This window comes from Pseudomonas sp. LAMO17WK12:I1, assembly GCF_900177315.1.
In the GTDB taxonomy this organism is placed as follows: Bacteria; Pseudomonadota; Gammaproteobacteria; order Pseudomonadales; family Pseudomonadaceae; genus Aquipseudomonas; species Aquipseudomonas marginalis.
Map to the genome: position 1 here is coordinate 81276 of NZ_FWZV01000004.1, position 19020 is coordinate 100295.

Sequence of the window (19020 nt, forward strand, 5' to 3'; positions counted from 1 at the left end):
AGACCCCCGGTAAGCGGTCCTTGCCCGCAAGAGCCGCCACCCCGGCCTTGCCCGCCGCCGCCCCGGCCTTGCTACGCAAAACCGCCTAGCCCTTGCTGGCCTGAGCCCAGTCCCACGAGGCCACTCCCTTGTTCAATGCGTTCGGCCGAGCCGCCCATGAGTATTGGTTATGGCGTGGCAACAACGACGACTTTTGTCGTGGGCGCTTTCCTGTAGTTATCTGGTTTAACCGCTGGAACGAATCTGCATGCCCTCCCGGTGAGGGCATCTTGCGGGTACTTGCAGTAGACTTCGCGGGTTTGATGTTGGCCACTGTCGCCGGGCCATCCATGTTGACGCGTCAGTTTCGATGGGTGGAACGACTTTGGGTCGTCACTCTTGAGGAAAACCTGCATGTTCGCCTGCATTCCAGCCCTGATGTTGCTACTGCTCGCCCCCGGTCCCACCAATACCTTGCTGTTTCGTGCCGGCGTATTGTTTGGCTATCGTGCGTCCTGGTGGTTGGCATTTGTCGAGTGCCTGGCTTACGTGCTTCAGGTTTCGATATGGGGTGTTGCACTGCTCTACCTGGCGGCCTATTCGCCTTGGGCGTCGAAGTTCACGCAATTGGCGGCGGCCGGATACCTGCTGTATGTCTCGTACAAGCTCTGGCAACGCAAAAACAGCACCGACGACCCTGGCCGTGACCGCCTCAGTGGGTTGAGTTTCTTCTGGTTGACGCTGATGAACCCCAAGGGGCTGTTGATCGTGTCGTTCATTGCGCCGGCCGGTACCTTTGCCGCATGGCAAGGCTATGCCGGGTTCATGGCCACACTGGCATTGGTGGTGATACCGGTAGGGTCTGCGTGGATCGTATTCGGCAGTCGCTTCGAAGGGCTGCAAAAAGCCTGGCTGACACCCTTGAAGATCAACCGTGCGACGGCGCTGGCCATGGGGGGCTTTGCAACGTTGACGGTGGGGCGATTGGCTGAGTCGGTATTGCATTGAAGAAAGGCATGTCTCAATTTTCGTGGTTATTGAGATAGGTGGGGTTTTCTGCTGTACTCAAGTCTCAGAAATCAAAAATTGAGATTTTGATGATTAAACTGCCACCCAAGGTGCCGGAACGGGTTTTTGTTCTCATTGGCCAGGAGCCCCATCTTCAGCATCTATCTGACTATATGAAGCTGTCTCAGCCAACAGACAGTCGGGGCCGCTATTTGCACTTTGATCAGCTACGCCACCGTTTTCCTCAGCACTTGGATCCAGCGATATGTTGGGGGATCGTAAAGTCCGAGCGCTCCCGTCTGTATCAGCAAATAGTGCCCGTAGGTACGCCTGAGGTCTGGTGCAACTTTGTATTAACGCCAACCGCACAACGCGTGGTCTCCACGGTCGACAGGTATGCCTCGACTGCCGCACTTGAGTACATGAGCAGCAAGGTCGGGAAGGCTGCTCATATAAAGTATTTGCTCAACGACCTGATCGAAGATGAGGCCATCAGTAGCAGCCAGTTGGAGGGCGCGGCAACCACGACGCTCGTTGCAAAAGATATGTTGAAGCGAGAGCGACTGCCCAGAACGCCAGATGAAAAAATGATCATCGGCAATTACCGAATGATGCGTTTCGCTTGGGATAAGAGAAACGAGCCGCTAAGTGTGGAGTTGATCGCGGACATGCACGAAGTAGGTGTTCAGGGCATTGACGATGATAAATATTCTCCTGGCAGCTTTCGTTTAAACGATGAGGTGGTTGTCCAGGATGGCGATGGCAATGTTGTGCATTCGCCACCTCCTGCAGAAGGGATCATCACTCGGCTGGAGCGGTTGGCTGATTGGATCAATACTTGTCACGACGATGCTACGGCCACCCGCTACCTGCATCCACTGATCAAAGGCATTTCTCTGCACTTTGCCTTGGGTTACGAGCATCCCTTTCGGGATGGCAATGGTCGTGTTGCGCGTGCGTTGTTTTATTGGTTCATGTTTAAAAGCGATTACGCGGCATTCAGGTATATCTCCATCAGTGTCTTGCTGAAGAATGCGGCTGTTCAATACGGTATGTCTTATCTGTATACGGAGACGGATGAACTCGATCTGACTTACTTCATCGACTATCAGTGCTCCATCGTGCAACGCGCAGTTGATGGATTTAAGCAGTCTTACGAGATAAGTGTCCGAGAGGCCGAGGCGTTTGAGCATTGGTTGTGGGAGTCAGGACTTTATAAGGAACTGAATGAGAAACAAAAGACGGTATTTCAGGTCGCCAAGAGCGGTACCGCCAAACAGTTCACCGCCGTCAATGTGAAGGAAAATCTAGGCTGTTCTTACAATACGGCATCGGCCGTGCTGAACGGTCTTGTCGACTTGAATATATTTGTCAAAAAGAAGGTTGGCCGCGAATGGTTCTTTTCAATGCGAGACCAAGCAGAAATACAAAAGAACTGGTTAAAGACTTCTCATTGAGCGGCTTCCCGATGCCCACGTCTCGCTGAAACGTGGGCATCATAGCTATTACAAGGCGCCAAACACCTTCTTCGCCAGACTGGTGGCCGCCGCCGTCGGGTTCTTGCGAATCGTCTCTTCCTGCTGCGCAATCATCTTGAACAAACCATCCAGCGCCTGTTCGGTCACGTAGCTTTCGACGTTGGCGCTCTTGGCATCCACGGCGCCAAACGCGGCGGCCTTGCCTGCCAGGGCGTTGTACTGCTGGGCCACGCCCACCTTGTCGGTGGCGGCCTTGACGATCGGCAGGAACTTGGCGCGGATCTGTTCGCGACTGCTCTTGTTCAGGTACTGGGTGGCGGAGTCCTGGCCGCCGCTGAGGATGCCCTTGGCGTCGGTCACGCTCATGTTCTTCACCGCGTTGACCAGGATCGGCTGGGCCTGGGTCACGGCGGTTTCAGCGGCTTTGTTCATGCTGTCTTCCAACTGCGTGACCTGGTCACCCATGCCGAACATTTTCAGCTTGTCGGCGACTTTGCCCAGCTTGCCCGGCAGGCCGATCTTCACTTCAGGGTTGTTGCTGAAACCACCGGGTACACCCAGTTGTTTCACGGCGATCTGTGCGCCTTGGGTCAGGGCGTCCTTGAGGCCGCCGCTGGCGTCGCCCTGGGACAGGCTACTGAGGTCCAGGGCCACGGCATTGGCGCCGAGCAGCAGGCCGGCACACAGGGCAGTGAGGCGAAGGGAGTTGCGGAGCATGGGCGCTTCCTTATGTTCGAGTTCAGGGTGCTACGGCGTTCACGCGCACGCGCAGCGGCTGTGGATCCTGGCCGTTGAGCTGCACCGTGTGCCGTTCGGTGGTGATAAACAGTAGCTTGCCGTCCAGCTCGATGCGAGCGCTCACCGAATAACTGTGGCCTGGCTTGACCTGTGCGGGGTCGTAGGTCAGGTGAAACGGCAGCGGCACCTGGCCTTTGACCGGGCCTTTCTGCTCGGCCAGCGTCACCGCGGGCGCATCCGCCAGGGACACGTCCTGCAGGCTCACGCTCAAGGTGGCGGCGGGCGGCAGGGCAATGCGTTGCAGGTAGAACACCTCGCCGTCGAGGCTGGCCTTGGGCGCTGGATGCATGGATTGGCAGGCTCCGAGCAGGGCGGTGAGACCCAGGAGAATGATTTTTTTCATGGTGCAGCTCCTTTTCAACGGCGCCAGCATCCAACTGGCGCCTTGTTCAATCTAGCGTGTTTCTTCCGCTTCCACCGGCGCTTCGGCTGCGCCATCCACACGGTGCAAGGCCACCTGGCGGATCGACAAGCGAATCTCCGCGGGCAACACGCGCTTGGCCGCACCTTCGGCCAGTTCGCCGAGCAGGTCGTGGTAGCTCAACTTGCCGGCCTCGTCGCGGCGCAGCACATCTTGTTCCAGCAAGGTCTGGATGAAATGTCGGAAAAGGCTCTTGTCGAAGAATTCCGGGGCGTTGAGGCCATGCAGGATCGACAGGCGCTGGGCCATGATCGTGCACAGGTCTTCCAGTTCTTCGGCGCTGATGCTGTTCTGGCCGCTGTTGAGCAGCAGCGAGATCGCCATGTAGAAGCGTTGCAGGGTCTGGGCGATGGTCTTGGACAGCAGGGTCAGCAGCACGAAGTGCCGCGAGCTCGGTGCGGGGCGCAGGTACACGTTGTTTTCGAAGCGCAGCAGGCCCTGTTCGACGAACGCGTCCAGCCATTGATCGACCACCGTATCCAGCTCTTCCAGCGACCAGCGGATAAACAGCTCCGATTGCAGGTACGGGTACAGCGCGTGGGTATAGCGCAGGATCTGCTCGCGGCTCATCCGTGAGCTGCTCTGGAAGAAGCTGGCCAGCAGCGCCGGCAGGGCGAAGATGTGCAGCACGTTGTTGCGGTAGTAGGTCATCAGGACGGCGTTCTGCTCGTCCAGGTACAGAATCTTGCCCAAGGCATCGCTCTGTTCCGACAGCAGGTCCATGTCCTTGACGTGCTTGATCAGCGCCAGGCCGTCGCCTTCGGGCAAGGTGGTGTGGGGCGAATAAGGCACGCGGCGCAGCAGCGCCAGGTACAGGTCCAACTGGCGGGCCATGGCCTGTTCATCCAGGGCCAGGCGCGTGGTCGACAGCAGCGCCAGGGCCACCAGGTTCACCGGGTTCACGGCGGCCGCTTCGTTCAAGTGGCGGGCCACCTGTTCGCCGAGGCGATTGGTGGTTTCGTTGAGCCAGGCCGGTTTGTAGTTCGGGCCCAGTTCCTGGGTGCGCCAGTCCGGTTGCTCGGCGTCGAGGAACTCGGCCAGCTTGATCGGCTCGCCGAAGTTGACCGCGACCTGGCCAAAGCGCTGCTTGAGCGCGCCGACCACTTTGAAAATATCGAAGATCGACTCTTTCTTCTTGCTCGCACCCCGCAGCTCACCGAGGTAGGTGCGGCCTTCGAGCACGCGCTCATAGCCGATATACACCGGCACGAACACGATCGGCATGCGCGAGGAGCGCAGGAAACTGCGCAGCGTAATCGCCAGCATCCCGGTCTTCGGCTGCAGCATGCGGCCGGTGCGCGAGCGTCCGCCTTCGACGAAGTACTCCACCGGGAAGCCCTTGGTGAACAAGGTGTGCAGGTATTCGTTGAACACCGAGGTGTACAGCGGGTTGCCCTTGAAGGTGCGGCGCATGAAAAACGCACCGCCACGGCGCAACAGGCTGCCGATCACCGGCATGTTCAGGTTGATGCCGGCGGCGATATGCGGCGGGGTCAGGCCGTTCTTGAACAGCAGGTAGGACAGCAGCAGGTAGTCGATATGGCTGCGGTGGCAAGGCACATAAATCACCTCGTAGCCCTGGGCAACCTGTTGCACGCCCTCGATGTTATTGACCTTGATGCCGTCGTAGATCTTGTTCCAGAACCAGCTCAACACCACTTCCAGGAAGCGGATCGCGGTGTAGGTGTAGTCCGAGGCGATCTCGTTGCCGTAGCGCAGGGCCAGGGCCTTGGCTTTTTCCGGGCTGATTTTTTCCCGCTCGGCTTCGTCAAGGATGGCCTGGCGCACCAGCGGCATGTTGACCAGGCCTTTCACCAGATTGCGCCGGTGGGACAAATCGGGGCCGATCACCGCCGTCTTCAGGTTACGAAAGTGCACGCGCAGGATGCGTTGGGCCATGCGCACGGTGCGTTCGTGGCCTTTATTGTGCTCGATCAATTCACGCAGGTTGATGGGCGCGGAGAATTGCACGCGGGTCTTGCGCCCCAGGATCAGGATGCTCAACAACCGGCGTAGACGCCCGGTGACCGCCCAGCTGTCGGCAAACAGCAGTTTCCACGGGCTGGACTCGCTCGCAGGGGTTTGTCCCCAGAACACGCTGACCGGAATGATTTGTGCATTCTCTTCGGCGTGTTCGCTGAGGGTGTTGACCAGGCGGGTCAGGGTCGGCGGCGCGCCGCGCTTGTCCTGGCGCCCCAGCCAGTCCGGCTCGGGCGTGAGGTAGAAGAACGCCGCGGGTTCCATCAGCGGGCCTACCGATACCGGCAGTACCGGGCGCGGCAGGCCGGCCTTGGTGCACTCGGCATCGACCACGGCCAATTCGGTGAGGGAGGGCGATTGCAGGACGTAAAACACCGGCCGGCTGCGGTCCAGGTTGAGGGTAAGGGACGACTGGTTGATCGTCTCCGAGCGAACCCAGAGGTACAACAGTCGGCGCAAGGTGCCAAACACCAGACGGCGGAACGGGGAGCGGGTCATAGGCGAGCTGCTTCAAGTGGGAAAAACCGAGCAGGCGCTCGGGCGGGTAGTGTGCCGTATTCGCCGAAAATCGGCAAAAAAGCAGCGATGTAAACTTGAGTTGATCGTTTTTGAGCCTGTCTTATACTCGGCAGTTCAACGCGATCGGCTCAACAATAACAATCAAGTGGGAGTGAACAGATGGCAACGCGCGAGACAGGCAATGTGAAGTGGTTCAACGACGCCAAGGGCTATGGCTTTATCCAGCGTGAAGATGGCAAGGATGTGTTTGTGCACTACCGCGCCATTCGCGGCGACGGCCACCGTTCGTTGGCCGAGGGCCAGCAGGTGGAATACGCCGTGGTAAGCGGCGAGAAGGGGTTGCAGGCGGAGGATGTGGTCGGTCTGTAAGTTCACCACTGAACCCATGTGGGAGGGGGCTTGCTCCCGATGGCAGAGTGTCAGTCACTGAATACATTGGCTGATACACCGCTATCGGGGGCAAGCCCCCTCCCACATTTGATTGGGTTAACAGTTCAGGCTCAGGCAGTTTTCCAGGTGATCTGCTCTTCACCGTCCGCGCTGATGCGAATCCAGGTGTCGGCGCTTTCCTCACCTTCTTCCTCGACCCAGCTCCCCGGTGCGCAGCGCACTTCCACTTTCAGCGCAGCAAACGCAGCGCGGGCGCAGGCAATGTCGTCTTCCCACGGCGTCTGGTCACTTTCCAGGTACAGGCTGTTCCACTTGCCTACGGCTTTCGGCAGCCAGGTGACCGGCACATTGCCGGCCTTGCACTTGTAGGTCTGGCCACGCTGGACCCAGTCGCTGCAAGGGCCCAGGGCAGCGCCCAGCCAGGCGGCGATGGCCTTGTAGTCGACGTCGGCGTCCTTCAGGTAAATCTCGATATCGGGTTGGCGCATGGATATTCCTCGTTGCGGGATTCGAAAATCCATTCGCGGATGGTTAAAAGTCGGTTATTGAAGCACGAAATAATCGTAGCGCATCGATACCGTGACCAGCAGCGGCTCGGCCGCCTCGATCACCTCGGCACGGCGTTCGGCACTGGCGCGCCAGCCGTGGGGGGTCATGGCCAGCAGGTTGGCGCGGTCCTGGGGCTCGGCCAGGCTTAACTTGAATTCCAGGGTTTCACTGTGGGCCAGGCTCATGCCGTCCGGCACCAGGGCCAGGTGCTTGTCGTCGGTGTACTCGCGCACTTCGTCGTACAGGCGCTCGCGCAGTTCCATCAGGTGGCCGCTGGTCGGGCCGACCTTCATCAGGCCGCCGCCGGGACTGAGCAGGCGCTTGGCCTCTTGCCAATCCAACGGGCTGAACACACTGGCGAGGAACTGGCAGCTGGCGTCGGCCAACGGCACGCGGGCCATGCTGGCGATCAACCAGGTCAGCGCCGGGTCGCGTTTGCACGCGCGCTTGACCGCTTCCTTGGAAATGTCCAGGGCGTAGCCATCGGCATGGGGCAGGGCCGCGGCGATTTGCGCGGTGTAGTAACCCTCGCCGCAACCGATGTCCACCCAGCGCTGCGGTGCGCGTTCGGCGGCCAGCTCGGCCAGGCGCCTGGCCACCGGGGCGTAGTGCCCGGCGTTGAGAAAGTCACGGCGCGCCTCGACCATCGCCAGGTTGTCGCCCGGGTCGCGGCTGTTCTTGTGCTGCACCGGCAGCAGGTTCAGGTAACCCTGGCGCGCGCGGTCGAAACGGTGCCCGGCCGGGCACGCCACGCCATTGTCCACCGCGTTGAGCGGGGCGCTGCAAATCGGGCAGGCCAGCATCAGGCGAGCAACTTGATCAGGGTCTGGTAATAGATTTCAGTCAGCACATCGAGGTCGCTGGCCAGGATCCGCTCGTTGACCTGGTGGATCGTCGCGTTCACCGGGCCCAACTCGACCACCTGGGTGCCGAGGGTCGCAATGAAGCGCCCATCGGAGGTACCGCCACTGGTGGAGGCCTGGGTCTCACGCCCGGTGATCGCCTTGATGCTGGCCGACACCGCATCGAGCAACGCGCCCGGCTCGGTGAGGAACGGCAGGCCAGACAGCGCCCACTCCACATGCCAGTCCAGGCCATGCTTGTCGAGAATCGCCGCAACGCGCTGTTGCAGGCCTTCGACCGTGGATTCGGTGGAAAAACGGAAGTTGAACACCGCCGTCAGGTCACCCGGAATCACGTTGGTGGCGCCGGTGCCAGAGTTGAGGTTGGAGATCTGGAAGCTGGTCGGCGGGAAGAAGGCGTTGCCGTTGTCCCAGTGCTCGGCGGCCAGTTCGGCCAGGGCCGGTGCGGCCAGGTGGATCGGGTTCTTCGCCAGGTGCGGGTAGGCCACATGGCCCTGTACGCCGCGCACGGTCAGGGTGGCACCGAGGGAGCCGCGACGGCCGTTCTTGACCACGTCACCTACCAGGGTGGTGCTCGACGGTTCGCCGACGATGCACCAGTCCAGGCGCTCCTTGCGCGCAGCCAGGCGTTCGATCACGGCCTTGGTGCCATGGTGCGCCGGGCCTTCTTCATCGCTGGTGATCAGGAAAGCGACCGAGCCCTTGTGGTCCGGGTAGTCGCTGACGAAGCGCTCGGCCGCCACCAGCATGGCGGCCAGGCTGCCCTTCATGTCGGCCGCGCCACGCCCGCAGAGCATGCCGTTTTCGTCGATCAAGGCGTCGAACGGGTCGTTCTGCCAGGCTTGCACCGGACCGGTGGGGACCACGTCGGTGTGGCCGGCGAAGCACAGCACCGGGCCGTCATGCTTGCCATGGGTGGCCCAGAAGTTGTCCACGTCCTCGATGCGCATCGGCTCCAGCGCAAAACCGGCGTCGCCCAGGCGCTGCATCATCAGCTTCTGGCAATCGGCGTCGATCGGCGTGACCGAGGGACGACGGATCAGGTCGATGGCAAGTTGAAGGGTCGGCGAAAGGTCGGCATGGGCCGTCATGGGAAAACTCCGGGAAACATGTCTGGAAGAGCAGGGCGGGCGGACAAAACGGCCGTTATCTTATAGCAAAACGGCGGCCAGAGGCCGCCGTTTAGTGCATTGCGCAAGTTTTTAAGCCACAGGTGCAGGCTCAGGTGCCACGGCCGGTTTCGGCAGCGACGACAGGAACGCCATGATCAACGCCGCCACATACGGCAGCGATTGCACCAGCAGCATCACCACCCAGAAACGTATGTCATTGCTCGGCAGGCCCTGCACCAGGTAGATCCCCAGCGCCGCGCCCCACAACAGCAGCATGATGAACATTTCTTCGCGGGCTTCGGAAATCGCTACCCAGAAGCCGTGGTTATCCGCGTTTTTCGGTGTACGAAAGAACGGAATGCTGGTGGTGAAGAAGCCATACAGCACCGCCTTGGCGATGGTGTGGGACAACGCCAGGCCAGCCAGGGCGGCGCAGAATGCATCCTTGAGGTTCACACCTACCGCGCGGCGGTAGAGGAAGATGATCTTGCCCACCTTGAACACGAATAACGCCAACGGCGGGATCGCGAAAATCAACAGCGGCGGGTCGACCCGCGTCGGCACGATGATCATCGCCGCCGACCACAACAGCGCGCCGACGGTGAAGAAGATGTTCATGCCGTCCGCCACCCACGGCAACCAGCCCGCGAGGAAGTGGTAGCGCTGGCCACGGGTCAGCTCGGTGTCCTTGCCACGCAACAGGCTGGCGGTGTGGCGCTTGATGATCTGGATCGCGCCATAGGCCCAGCGGAAACGCTGTTTCTTGAAGTCGATAAAGGTATCCGGCATCAGGCCCTTGCCGTAGCTGTCGTGGTAGTACGCCGCCGACAGGCCTTTCTCGAATACCCGCAGGCCCAGTTCGGCGTCTTCGCAGATGCACCAGTCGGCCCAGCCCAGTTCCTCGAGCACCGAGCGACGGGTCATGGTCATGGTGCCGTGCTGGATGATCGCGTCGCGGTCGTTACGGGTGACCATGCCGATATGGAAGAAGCCTTTGTATTCGGCGTAGCAGAGCTTCTTGAAGGTGCTTTCGTTCTGGTCGCGGTAGTCCTGCGGCGACTGCACCACGGCGATTTTCGGGTCGGCGAAGTGCGGCACCATGTGCTTGAGCCAGTTCGGCGACACGCAGTAGTCCGAGTCGATCACCGCGATCACTTCGGCATCCTTGGCGGTGTGCGGGATCAGGTAGTTCAGTGCACCGCCCTTGAAACCGGCCAGGGGGGCGACGTGGAAAAACTTGAAGCGCGGGCCCAGGGTTTCGCAGTAGTCGCGCACCGGTTCCCATACCGCCGGGTCCTTGGTGTTGTTGTCGATGATCAGGACTTCGTAGTCCGGGTAATCGAGGGCGGCCAGGGCGTCGAGGGTCTGTTTGACCATCTCTGGCGGCTCGTTGTAGCACGGCACATGGATCGACACTTTCGGGCGGTAGTCCGATTCCCCTTCCACCGGCAGGAATTCACGCCGGCGCTTGTGGGTCCATACCGCTTCCGCCAGTTCGTGGGCTTCGGTCAGCAACACAATGAATACGCCCAGTGCACCCAGGGCCAACAAGATGCCGACGGTCACGCTGAACCAGGTGCTGTATTGCTGGCTGTAGTCGTAGCCGATCCACACCAGTACGGAACCGCAGAGGAACGCGATAAAAGTCAGGAAGGTGCGGCCACGCTGGCGCAGGGATGAGCCGTCGATCATCAGCAGGGTCAGGGACAGCAAGGCGAGCACCACCGAGCCGATCGCCAGGACGCGCCACTGCGGGATTGCCACCACCGGCCCTTCGAAGTTGAATTTCTGCTGGCGCGCGGCGTTGTAGACGCCCCAATACGCGCCGGCCGAGCCTTCGTCGCTGACCTTCCACGGCTGGTCGAAGGCCTCGATCACGAAGTAGTTGTAGCCCTGGCGGTTCAGCTTGTTCACCAGCGTACGCAGGTAAATGGCCTGGTCTGCGGGGGACGTTTCATTCCCGCCGCGCATACGGCCGTTACTTGGCCAGCCCACTTCCGACAACAGCAGCGGCTTTTTCGGGAACAGTTTCTTCAGGTCCCTGGCGCGGTCGAGTACGTACTGGCCGGCCTTGTCCATCGGGATGTATTCCCAGAACGGCAGGATGTGCGCGGCGATCAGGTCGACGTGCTTGGCCAGTTGCGGGTTCTTTTCCCAGATATGCCATTGCTCGGAGGTCGTCACCGGGACTTTCACGGCGGCGCGCACTCGGTCCAGCAGCACAATCAGCGCTTCAGGGGTTATCTCTTCACGGAACAGGGCTTCGTTACCGACCACAACCCGCACGACACTGCGCGAGCTGTTGGCGATCTCGATGGCGCGCTGGACTTCGCGCTCGTTACGCTCCAGGTCCGGGCTGATCCAGATCCCCAGGGTTACGCGCAGGCCGAACTCTTCGGCCAGCTTGGGAATGTCCCCCAGCGTGCCGTCGACCGAGTAGGTGCGGATGTTATCCGTCAGCTTGCTCATGATCTCCAGATCGCGACGCATCTGCTCGTCGGTGGGGTACTGGTTTTTCTGCGGGTACTGGCCTTGCTGGAACGGCGAGTAGGAAAAACCGGAGATCTGCTCGGGCCAGTTGGGAGCAGTGACCGGGCGGTTGATCAGCGCCCAGAAGCCGGTGAACAGCGCGGCAATTGCCAGCACTATCACCAGGTTGAGTCCAAATTTACGCGATGCCATGGTTATGTCGGGTTCCAAAGGGTGTGGAACGAAAAGAGGTGTCGGCCTGCACCGAACGGCGCGCATCCTACACCGGCCTTTCCCTGACCGTACAGCAAGCCGAGAAAAACCGGACATTGGGCAGCGAAAGTACATCTAAGTTCTTAACTTGTAGCTTGTAGCTTAAAACTTGTCGCTGCGTAGTCCTATAATGCGCGCCGGTTTTTGGGGTAATGGTCATGAGTACAGAAGATCCGCGGTTTGCAGGCGTCGCCCGCTTGTATGGCATTGAAGGCCTGGAGCGCTTGAAAGCGGCCCATGTGGCGATCGTCGGCGTCGGCGGCGTCGGCTCGTGGGCGGCGGAAGCCATGGCCCGTTGCGGAGTGGGCGAGATTTCGCTGTTCGACCTGGACGACGTCTGCGTCAGCAACAGCAACCGCCAGTTGCACGCCTTGGACAGCACCGTGGGCAAGCCCAAGGTCGAGGTGATGGCCGAGCGCCTGCGCGCGATCAACCCGGATTGCACGGTGCATGCGGTGGCGGATTTCGTCACCCGCGACACCATGGCGGAGTACATCACGCCCAACATTGATTGCGTGATCGACTGCATCGACGCCGTCAATGCCAAGGCCGCGCTGATCGCCTGGTGCAAGCGCCGCAAGATCCAGATCATCACCACCGGTGGCGCCGGTGGGCAGATCGACCCGACGCTGATCCAGGTCTGTGACCTGAACCGCACCTTTAATGACCCCTTGGCGTCGAAAGTGCGCTCCACCTTGCGCCGTGACTACGGTTTTTCCCGCACCGTGACCCGCCATTACAGCGTGCCGTGCGTGTTTTCCACCGAGCAACTGCGCTACCCCAAGCCGGATGGCAGCATCTGCCTGCAGAAGAGTTTTGTCGGTGATGGGGTGAAGCTGGACTGCGCCGGCGGGTTTGGCGCGGTGATGATGGTGACGGCGACTTTCGGCATGGTCGCGGCGACCAAGGCGGTGGACAAGATTGTGGCCGGGGTGCGCAGGCCCTCGGAGCGGGTCAAGCCCGCCTGAGTCTCAGAACGTTACACGGTTCAAATGTGGGTATGACTGAGTTCGCGCATGCGCTGCAGGACTGCATTCAGCCCATTGCTGCGCGACGGCGACAGTTGACGGGAAAGCCCCAGCTGATTGAACCAATCCGGCAAGTCGACCGCCTGCAACTCGTCCGTCGACAACCCATTGACCCGTGCCAGCAGCAATGCCACCAAGCCACGAATCATCCGCGCATCGCTGCTCGCGGCGAACTGCCAGTGGCCATCGTGCAAGCGCCCCACCAACCACACCAGGCTCTCACAGCCCTGCACCAGGTTGGCATCGACCTTCTCCTCGTCCGCCAATACGGGCAGGCGCTCACCCCACTGCATCAGCATTCGAGCGCGTTGCTCCCAACTGCCGATTGAGTGAAAGGTTTCCAATGCAGCCTGCGCGTCCACCGGCAGGCTCATCGCAGCATATCCAGCGCCCGGTCCAGCGCTTCAAAGAAGCGTTCCAGGTCATCGGAGTCGTTATACAGCGCCAGGGAGACACGGATCGCCCCCGACAAGTGCATCGCCTTGAGCAGCGGCATCGCGCAATGATGGCCGGCGCGTACGGCAATGCCTTGCTCGGTCAGCAGGTGTGCGAGGTCGGCATTGTGCACGCCCTCGACCACAAAACTGACCAGCGCCGCCTGCGGCGACCCCAGCACACGGACGCCATTGCGCGCGTTCAGCCCGCGCAACAGGTAGTCATGCAGGGCCGCTTCATGGGCGAGCACCGCGTGCTGATCCAGCGAACTCAGGTAGTCAAGGGACGCGCCCAGGCCGATCACACCGGCGATCGGCGGGGTGCCGGCCTCGAAGCCCAGCGGTGCCGGGCGAAAGCTCGCGCTTTGGTACTCAGCCTGTTGCACCATCTCGCCACCAAATTGCCAATGGCGCAGGTGATGCAGGGCCTCGTTGCGGCCATAGAGCACGCCGACGCCGTCCGGACCGTACAGCTTGTGGCTGGAAAACACATAGAAGTCGCAGCCCAGGGCCTGCACGTCGTGGCGGCCGTGGACGATGCCTTGGGCGCCATCGACCACGGTCAGGGCGCCGTGGGCCTGGGCCAACGCCAGCAAGGCCGGCAGCGGCTGCCAAGTGCCAAGCACGTTGGACAGTTGGCTCACCGCCAGCAGGCGTGTACGCGGGCCGATCGACTCGGCGGCGGCTTGCAGGTCGATCACGCCGTCATCGCCGAGAGGCAATACCACCAGGGTGAGCGCGCGACGCTTGGCCAGTTGCTGCCACGGCAACAGGTTGGCGTGGTGTTCCAGGGCGCTGATGACAATCTCATCGCCCGCATTGAATAAGTGCTCAAGGCCATAAGCCAGGAGGTTCAGCGCTGACGTCGCGCCGTGGGTGAACACGATTTGCCCGCTGTCACCTGCATTCAACCACTGCGCAACCTTGCTGCGACTGTCCTCGAAGGCCTGGGTCGCATGGGCACCCGGCAAATGCTGGGCACGGTGCACATTGGCGGCGCCATTGGCGTAGTAATGGCTGATGGCATCCAGCAGGGCCTGGGGTTTTTGCGTCGTCGCGGCGTTGTCCAGATAAGTCTGGTCTTGCCGTTGCAGGGTGGCGATGGCCGGAAAGTCGGCGCGCCAGGGGGAGGGCACAAGCATGGTGTTCAAGACTCGTATAAGCGGGCCCCAGGGTCGGGGCCCGCCAGTGGCATCGAGTGGCTGCTTAGTTGTGAGCGTGCAGCGCTTCGTTCAGTTCGATGGCCGATTTGTGGGTTTTGCACTCCACGGCACCGGTCTCGGAGTTACGGCGGAACAGCAGGTCGGGTTGGCCGGCCAGCTCACGGGCCTTGACCACCTTGACCAGTTGGTTCGACTCGTCCAGCAGCGCAACCTTGGTGCCGGCGGTGACATACAGGCCCGATTCCACGGTGTTGCGGTCGCCCAATGGGATACCGATACCGGCGTTGGCGCCGATCAGGCAGCCTTCGCCGACCTTGATCACGATGTTGCCGCCGCCCGACAGGGTGCCCATGGTCGAGCAACCGCCGCCCAGGTCCGAGCCCTTGCCGACGAACACGCCAGCCGATACACGGCCTTCGATCATGCCCGGGCCTTCGGTGCCGGCGTTGAAGTTGACGAAACCTTCATGCATCACGGTGGTGCCTTCGCCCACGTAGGCACCCAGGCGGATACGCGCGGCATCCGCGATACGCACGCCGCTCGGCACCACGTAGTCGGTCATTTTCGGGAACTTGTCCACCGAGAACACTTCCAGCAACTCGCCACGCAGGCGGGCTTCCAGTTGGCGTTCGGCCAACTCGTTGATGTCGATCGCGCCCTGGCTGGTCCACGCCACGTTCGGCAGTTGCGGGAACACACCAGCGAGGCTCAGGCCATGCGGCTTGACCAGGCGATGGGACAGCAGGTGCAGCTTGAGGTAGGCCTCCGGGGTGGACGTCAGTGCGGCGTCTTCGGCCAGCAAGGTGGCGACCAGCGGCGTGTGGCTTTCGGCCAGGCGGCTCAGCAGGGCGGCCTGGGTAGCGTCGACGCCTTTGAGCGCGTCGGCCAGTTGCAGGGCCTGGGCGACGGTGAAGGTGATTGCCTGGTTGCCTTCGCTGTAGCCGAGGATCGGCGCGATGGCGGCAACGATTTCAGCCGATGGGTTGAGCAGGGGTTGTGCGTAAAACACTTCCAGCCAAGCACCTTGGCGGTTCTGAGTGCCGACGCCGAAGCCCAGGCTGAACAGGGAATTGGACATGCTGTTACCTCTACAAAAATGGAAGGGCTGGCCTACTTGAGGGCCGCCGAATAACTATCTGGCTTGAAGCCAATCAGGGTTCTGTCGCCGAGATCAAGCACCGGGCGCTTGATCATCGAAGGTTGTGCGAGCATCAATTCAATGGCTTTCGACTGATCGAGATCGGCTTTGCGTTCGTCTTCGAGTTTGCGAAAGGTGGTGCCCGCACGGTTCAAAACCACCTGCCAACCGTGCTCGTTGCACCATTGGGTCAAGTGTTCGCGGTCGATACCGGCCGTTTTGTAGTCGTGGAACTCATAGCTCACCGCGTGCTCGTCGAGCCAGGTGCGCGCCTTTTTCATGGTGTCGCAGGCTTTGATGCCGTAAAGGTGCAACGTTTTGCTTGAAGCGGTCAAGGAATTGCCCCCCCTGCTTTACTGATGCAAGTGCCAATGAAAATGAAAGGTCACGGATTATGCCACGCCCAGAGATTTTGGGTGCCGCTCGTCAGCAGCGTGCGACTTTTGTGCAAAAGCCAGCGCGCAGCATAGGCCGGTAAGATAGCCGGGTAATATGGCACTTCAACGGCCAGTTGTTGCCTGATGTGTGTCGTTGCAAGCCGATCGTCCGGGAAACCCGCGTTATGCAAACCGCCTACACCGTTCTTATCCTGCTGATGCTGGTCAGCGTTTCGCGCCTGGTCGGGCGTGTCATCCCCCTGCCGTTACCCCTGGTGCAGATTGCCGCCGGCGCCTTGCTGGCCTGGCCCACGCTGGGACTGCATGTGGCGCTGGACCCGGAGCTGTTCCTGTTTCTGTTCCTGCCACCGCTGCTGTTCTCCGATGGCTGGCGCATGCCCAAGCGCGAATTGTGGCGCCTGCGTGGGCCGATCCTGACACTCGCCGTCGGGTTGGTGCTGTTCACCGTGGTCGGTGCCGGCTACTTCATTCATTGGCTATTGCCGACGATCCCACTGCCGGTGGCCTTCGCCCTGGCGGCCGTGTTGTCGCCCACCGATGCCGTGGCCGTGTCGGCAATTGCCCAGAACCGCTTGCCGACGCCGCTGATGCATATGCTCCAGGGCGAAGCGTTGATGAATGACGCCTCGGGCCTGGTGACCTTCAAGTTCGCCTTGGCGGCCGCGTTGACCGGTGTGTTCTCGTTGGCCGATGCCAGCCTGACCTTTGTCTTGGTGGCCTTGGGCGGCCTGGCGGTGGGGGTGGCGCTGAGTTGGCTGGTCGGCCGCCTGCGCGCCTGGATGATTGCCCGGGGCTGGGATGATCCGGCAACGCATGTGGTGTTCATGTTGCTGCTGCCGTTTGCGGCCTACGTGTTGGCCGAACGCCTCGGCGCCTCGGGCATCTTGTCGGCGGTCGCGGCGGGCATGATGCAAAGCTGGCTCGACCTGCTGCCTCGCCAGACCAGCACGCGCCTGCTCAATCGCAGTGTCTGGTCATTGCTGGAGTTTGCCTTCAATGGCCTGATCTTCCTGCTGCTGGGCCTGCAATTGCCGGACATCATCAAGGCCGTGGCCAGTCATGAGCCGACGCTGTGGCCCACCTTGTTGTATCGCTGCCTGGATGTGATTGCGATTTTCCTGGTGTTGGTGGTGCTGCGTTTTATCTGGGTGCAGAGCATCTGGCGCCTATCGGGTTTGCTCCGGCGACTGCGTGGGAAAAGTGAGTTGACCCTGGTGCCCACTGCGCGTTCCTGCTGGCTGTTGACCGTGGGCGGTGTGCGCGGTGCGGTGACCCTGGCCGGTGTAATGTCGGTGCCATTGCTGTTGGTGCCAGGCCAGGATTTCCCCGAGCGCGACCTGCTGATCTTTATCGCAGCGGGTGTGATCCTGCTGTCGCTGATCGCCGCCTGCATCGCCCTGCCGCTGCTCTTGCGGGGCGTTGAAAAAAGTCCGGACGAAAAGCGCCATAACGAAGTGCGCGAGGCCTGGAAAAAAACCGCCGTGGCAGCGATTCACGCACTGGAGGCGGAAGAGCCCTTAGACTCGGAAACGTCCGACGCCGCCCAGGCGGCGCTGGCTACGGAGCTAAAGGCACGGCTGATGTCGGAATACCGCCATCAGTTGGAAGTGTTCAACGACTCAGCCGAAGCCCAGGCGCTCGCGATGCAGATGGACCTGCTCGAGCGAAAACTGCGGCTCAAGGCCCTGCGTGCGCAACGCTTGGAGTTGCACAGCTTGAGCCGTCATCACCAAATTGGTGATGACGTTTTGAGGGAAGTGTTGGCGGAGCTGGATATGAGTGAGGCGAATCTGGGCCAGATGAAATGACCCGGTTGCCTATCGACGACGCTGAATGAAAGCCCGAATCCGCTCGGCCGCTTCCACACACTCGGCCAGCGGTGCAACCAGCGCCAGGCGCACACGGCCAGCCCCGGGGTTGACGCCATCCACTTCCCGGGACAGGTAAGAGCCCGGCACCACGGTCACGTGTTCCTCCACGAACAAATCGCGGCAGAACGCGGCATCATCGCCTTGCACATTCGGCCACAGGTAGAAGCCGCCGTCCGGGGCCTGTACGTCCAGCACCGGCTTGAGGATTGCCAGCACGGCATCAAACTTCTCGCGGTACAGGTCGCGGTTGGCCTGCACATGGGCCTCGTCCTGCCAGGCCGCGATGCTTGCCAGCTGGGTTTGCACCGGCATCGCACAGCCATGGTAAGTGCGGTACAGCAGGAAACCCTTGAGGATCTCGGCGTCGCCCGCGACAAAGCCGGAGCGCAGGCCTGGCAGATTGGAACGCTTGGACAGGCTGTGGAACACCACGCAACGCTTGAAGTCCTGGCGACCCAGCTCGACGCACGCGCTGAGCAGGCCCGGTGGCGGGGTTTGTTCGTCGAAGTACAGTTCGCTGTAGCACTCGTCGGCGGCGATAACGAAGTCATATTCGTCGGCCAGGGCGATGAGTTTTTTCAGGGTGTCGACCGGGATCAGTGCACCGGTCGGGTTGCCGGGGGAGCACAGGAACAGGATCTGGCAGCGTTTCCAGATGTCCGGCGATACCGCGTCGAAATCCGGGTTGAAGCCGTTTTCATCCAGGCATGGCAGGTAATGCGGCTTGGCCCCGGCCAGGAACGCGGCGCCTTCGTAGATCTGGTAGAAGGGGTTCGGGCTGACCACCAGCGCGTCGTCGCCTCGGTTGACCACGGTCTGGGTGAAGGCGAACAGCGCTTCACGGGTGCCGTTGACCGGCAGGATAGTGCGCGCCGGATCCAGCCAGCCCTTGGGTACGTCGAAGCGGCGTTCGCACCAGGCACCGATGGCCTCCCGCAGGGCCGGGATGCCCAGGGTGGTGGGGTAGACCGCCATCTGGTCGAGGTTGTTGGCCAGGGCATCGGCAACGAACTGCGGCGATTTGTGCTTGGGTTCGCCGATGGACAACGCGATCGGGCGCTTGTCCGGGTTCGGCGTGACGCTGCCCAGCAGGGCGCGCAGCTTTTCGAACGGGTAGGGCTGGAGCTGGTTCAGGGCGTTGTTCATCGG

Annotated in this window: 17 protein-coding genes; 5 read left to right on the forward strand and 12 right to left on the reverse strand. The window is 61.4% G+C overall.

Annotated features, from left to right (window positions below; all coding sequences use genetic code 11):
* Positions 1-393 precede the first annotated feature (393 nt).
* Together B9N88_RS08050 and B9N88_RS08055 are read left to right on the forward strand one after the other, a co-directional pair.
* Positions 394-987 (forward strand): LysE family translocator, encoded by a 594-nt coding sequence (locus B9N88_RS08050; RefSeq protein ID WP_027604497.1) that lies wholly within the window; start codon positions 394-396, stop codon positions 985-987.
* A 92-nt stretch (positions 988-1079) separates the two neighbouring features.
* Positions 1080-2444, forward strand: coding sequence for a Fic family protein (locus tag B9N88_RS08055; protein WP_027604496.1), 1365 nt, complete (start codon positions 1080-1082; stop codon positions 2442-2444).
* 48 nt (positions 2445-2492) lie between these two features.
* Here B9N88_RS08055 and B9N88_RS08060 read toward each other — a convergent pair whose 3' ends face one another.
* Genes B9N88_RS08060 through plsB form a run of 3 tightly spaced genes read right to left on the reverse strand, consistent with a single transcriptional unit; the run spans position 2493 to position 6162 of the window.
* The gene (locus tag B9N88_RS08060; protein ID WP_027604495.1) at positions 2493-3182 is read right to left on the reverse strand and encodes a DUF4197 domain-containing protein; all 690 of its coding nucleotides are present in this window, start codon (positions 3180-3182) and stop codon (positions 2493-2495) included.
* 22 nt (positions 3183-3204) lie between these two features.
* Positions 3205-3606 carry a YbaY family lipoprotein gene (locus B9N88_RS08065; protein WP_027604494.1) on the reverse strand — a complete coding sequence of 134 codons (402 nt, stop codon included), beginning with the start codon at positions 3604-3606 and terminating at the stop codon, positions 3205-3207.
* A 51-nt stretch (positions 3607-3657) separates the two neighbouring features.
* Positions 3658-6162 (reverse strand): glycerol-3-phosphate 1-O-acyltransferase PlsB, encoded by a 2505-nt coding sequence (gene plsB, locus B9N88_RS08070; protein ID WP_027604493.1) that lies wholly within the window; start codon positions 6160-6162, stop codon positions 3658-3660.
* A gap of 180 nt (positions 6163-6342) precedes the next feature.
* Here plsB and B9N88_RS08075 point away from each other — a divergent pair, with 180 nt between their 5' ends.
* Entirely contained in the window at positions 6343-6552 is a 210-nt protein-coding gene (locus B9N88_RS08075; RefSeq protein ID WP_017529713.1) for a cold shock domain-containing protein, read from the forward strand.
* Between the two features lie 131 nt (positions 6553-6683).
* Here the strand turns inward: B9N88_RS08075 and B9N88_RS08080 are convergent, their stop codons facing one another.
* The 4 genes from B9N88_RS08080 to B9N88_RS08095 form a co-directional block, all read right to left on the reverse strand.
* Complete coding sequence (locus B9N88_RS08080) at positions 6684-7061, reverse strand: hypothetical protein (protein ID WP_027604492.1); 378 nt, start codon at positions 7059-7061, stop codon at positions 6684-6686.
* A gap of 54 nt (positions 7062-7115) precedes the next feature.
* Complete coding sequence (locus tag B9N88_RS08085; RefSeq protein WP_027604491.1) at positions 7116-7925, reverse strand: putative RNA methyltransferase; 810 nt, start codon at positions 7923-7925, stop codon at positions 7116-7118.
* Positions 7925-9076 carry a succinyl-diaminopimelate desuccinylase gene (gene dapE / locus B9N88_RS08090; protein ID WP_027604490.1) on the reverse strand — a complete coding sequence of 384 codons (1152 nt, stop codon included), beginning with the start codon at positions 9074-9076 and terminating at the stop codon, positions 7925-7927. The genes B9N88_RS08085 and dapE overlap by 1 nt, the downstream gene beginning before the upstream one ends.
* A gap of 111 nt (positions 9077-9187) precedes the next feature.
* A complete protein-coding gene (locus tag B9N88_RS08095) occupies positions 9188-11779 on the reverse strand; it encodes a glycosyltransferase (RefSeq protein WP_027604489.1) in 2592 nt (863 codons plus the stop codon).
* Between the two features lie 218 nt (positions 11780-11997).
* Here B9N88_RS08095 and tcdA point away from each other — a divergent pair, with 218 nt between their 5' ends.
* Positions 11998-12807 (forward strand): tRNA cyclic N6-threonylcarbamoyladenosine(37) synthase TcdA, encoded by an 810-nt coding sequence (gene tcdA / locus B9N88_RS08100; protein ID WP_027604488.1) that lies wholly within the window; start codon positions 11998-12000, stop codon positions 12805-12807.
* Positions 12808-12827: 20 nt separating this feature from the next.
* Here tcdA and B9N88_RS08105 read toward each other — a convergent pair whose 3' ends face one another.
* From B9N88_RS08105 to B9N88_RS08120, 4 genes are all read right to left on the reverse strand, one after another.
* On the reverse strand, positions 12828-13241 hold the full coding sequence (locus B9N88_RS08105; RefSeq protein ID WP_027604487.1) for a SufE family protein: 414 nt from the start codon (positions 13239-13241) through the stop codon (positions 12828-12830).
* Entirely contained in the window at positions 13238-14443 is a 1206-nt protein-coding gene (locus B9N88_RS08110) for an aminotransferase class V-fold PLP-dependent enzyme (protein WP_027604486.1), read from the reverse strand. Before B9N88_RS08110 ends, B9N88_RS08105 begins: the two co-directional genes overlap by 4 nt.
* Before the next feature lie 64 nt (positions 14444-14507).
* Entirely contained in the window at positions 14508-15542 is a 1035-nt protein-coding gene (dapD, locus tag B9N88_RS08115) for a 2,3,4,5-tetrahydropyridine-2,6-dicarboxylate N-succinyltransferase (protein ID WP_027604485.1), read from the reverse strand.
* Positions 15543-15574: 32 nt separating this feature from the next.
* On the reverse strand, positions 15575-15883 hold the full coding sequence (locus B9N88_RS08120) for an arsenate reductase (RefSeq protein ID WP_231982825.1): 309 nt from the start codon (positions 15881-15883) through the stop codon (positions 15575-15577).
* A 281-nt stretch (positions 15884-16164) separates the two neighbouring features.
* On the opposite strand from B9N88_RS08120, the gene B9N88_RS08125 reads away from it, so the two are divergent.
* Positions 16165-17808: a Na+/H+ antiporter gene (locus B9N88_RS08125; protein ID WP_027604483.1), complete on the forward strand. Its 1644-nt coding sequence runs from the start codon at positions 16165-16167 to the stop codon at positions 17806-17808.
* 9 nt (positions 17809-17817) lie between these two features.
* Here the strand turns inward: B9N88_RS08125 and dapC are convergent, their stop codons facing one another.
* Complete coding sequence (gene dapC, locus B9N88_RS08130; protein WP_027604482.1) at positions 17818-19017, reverse strand: succinyldiaminopimelate transaminase; 1200 nt, start codon at positions 19015-19017, stop codon at positions 17818-17820.
* Positions 19018-19020 lie beyond the last annotated feature (3 nt).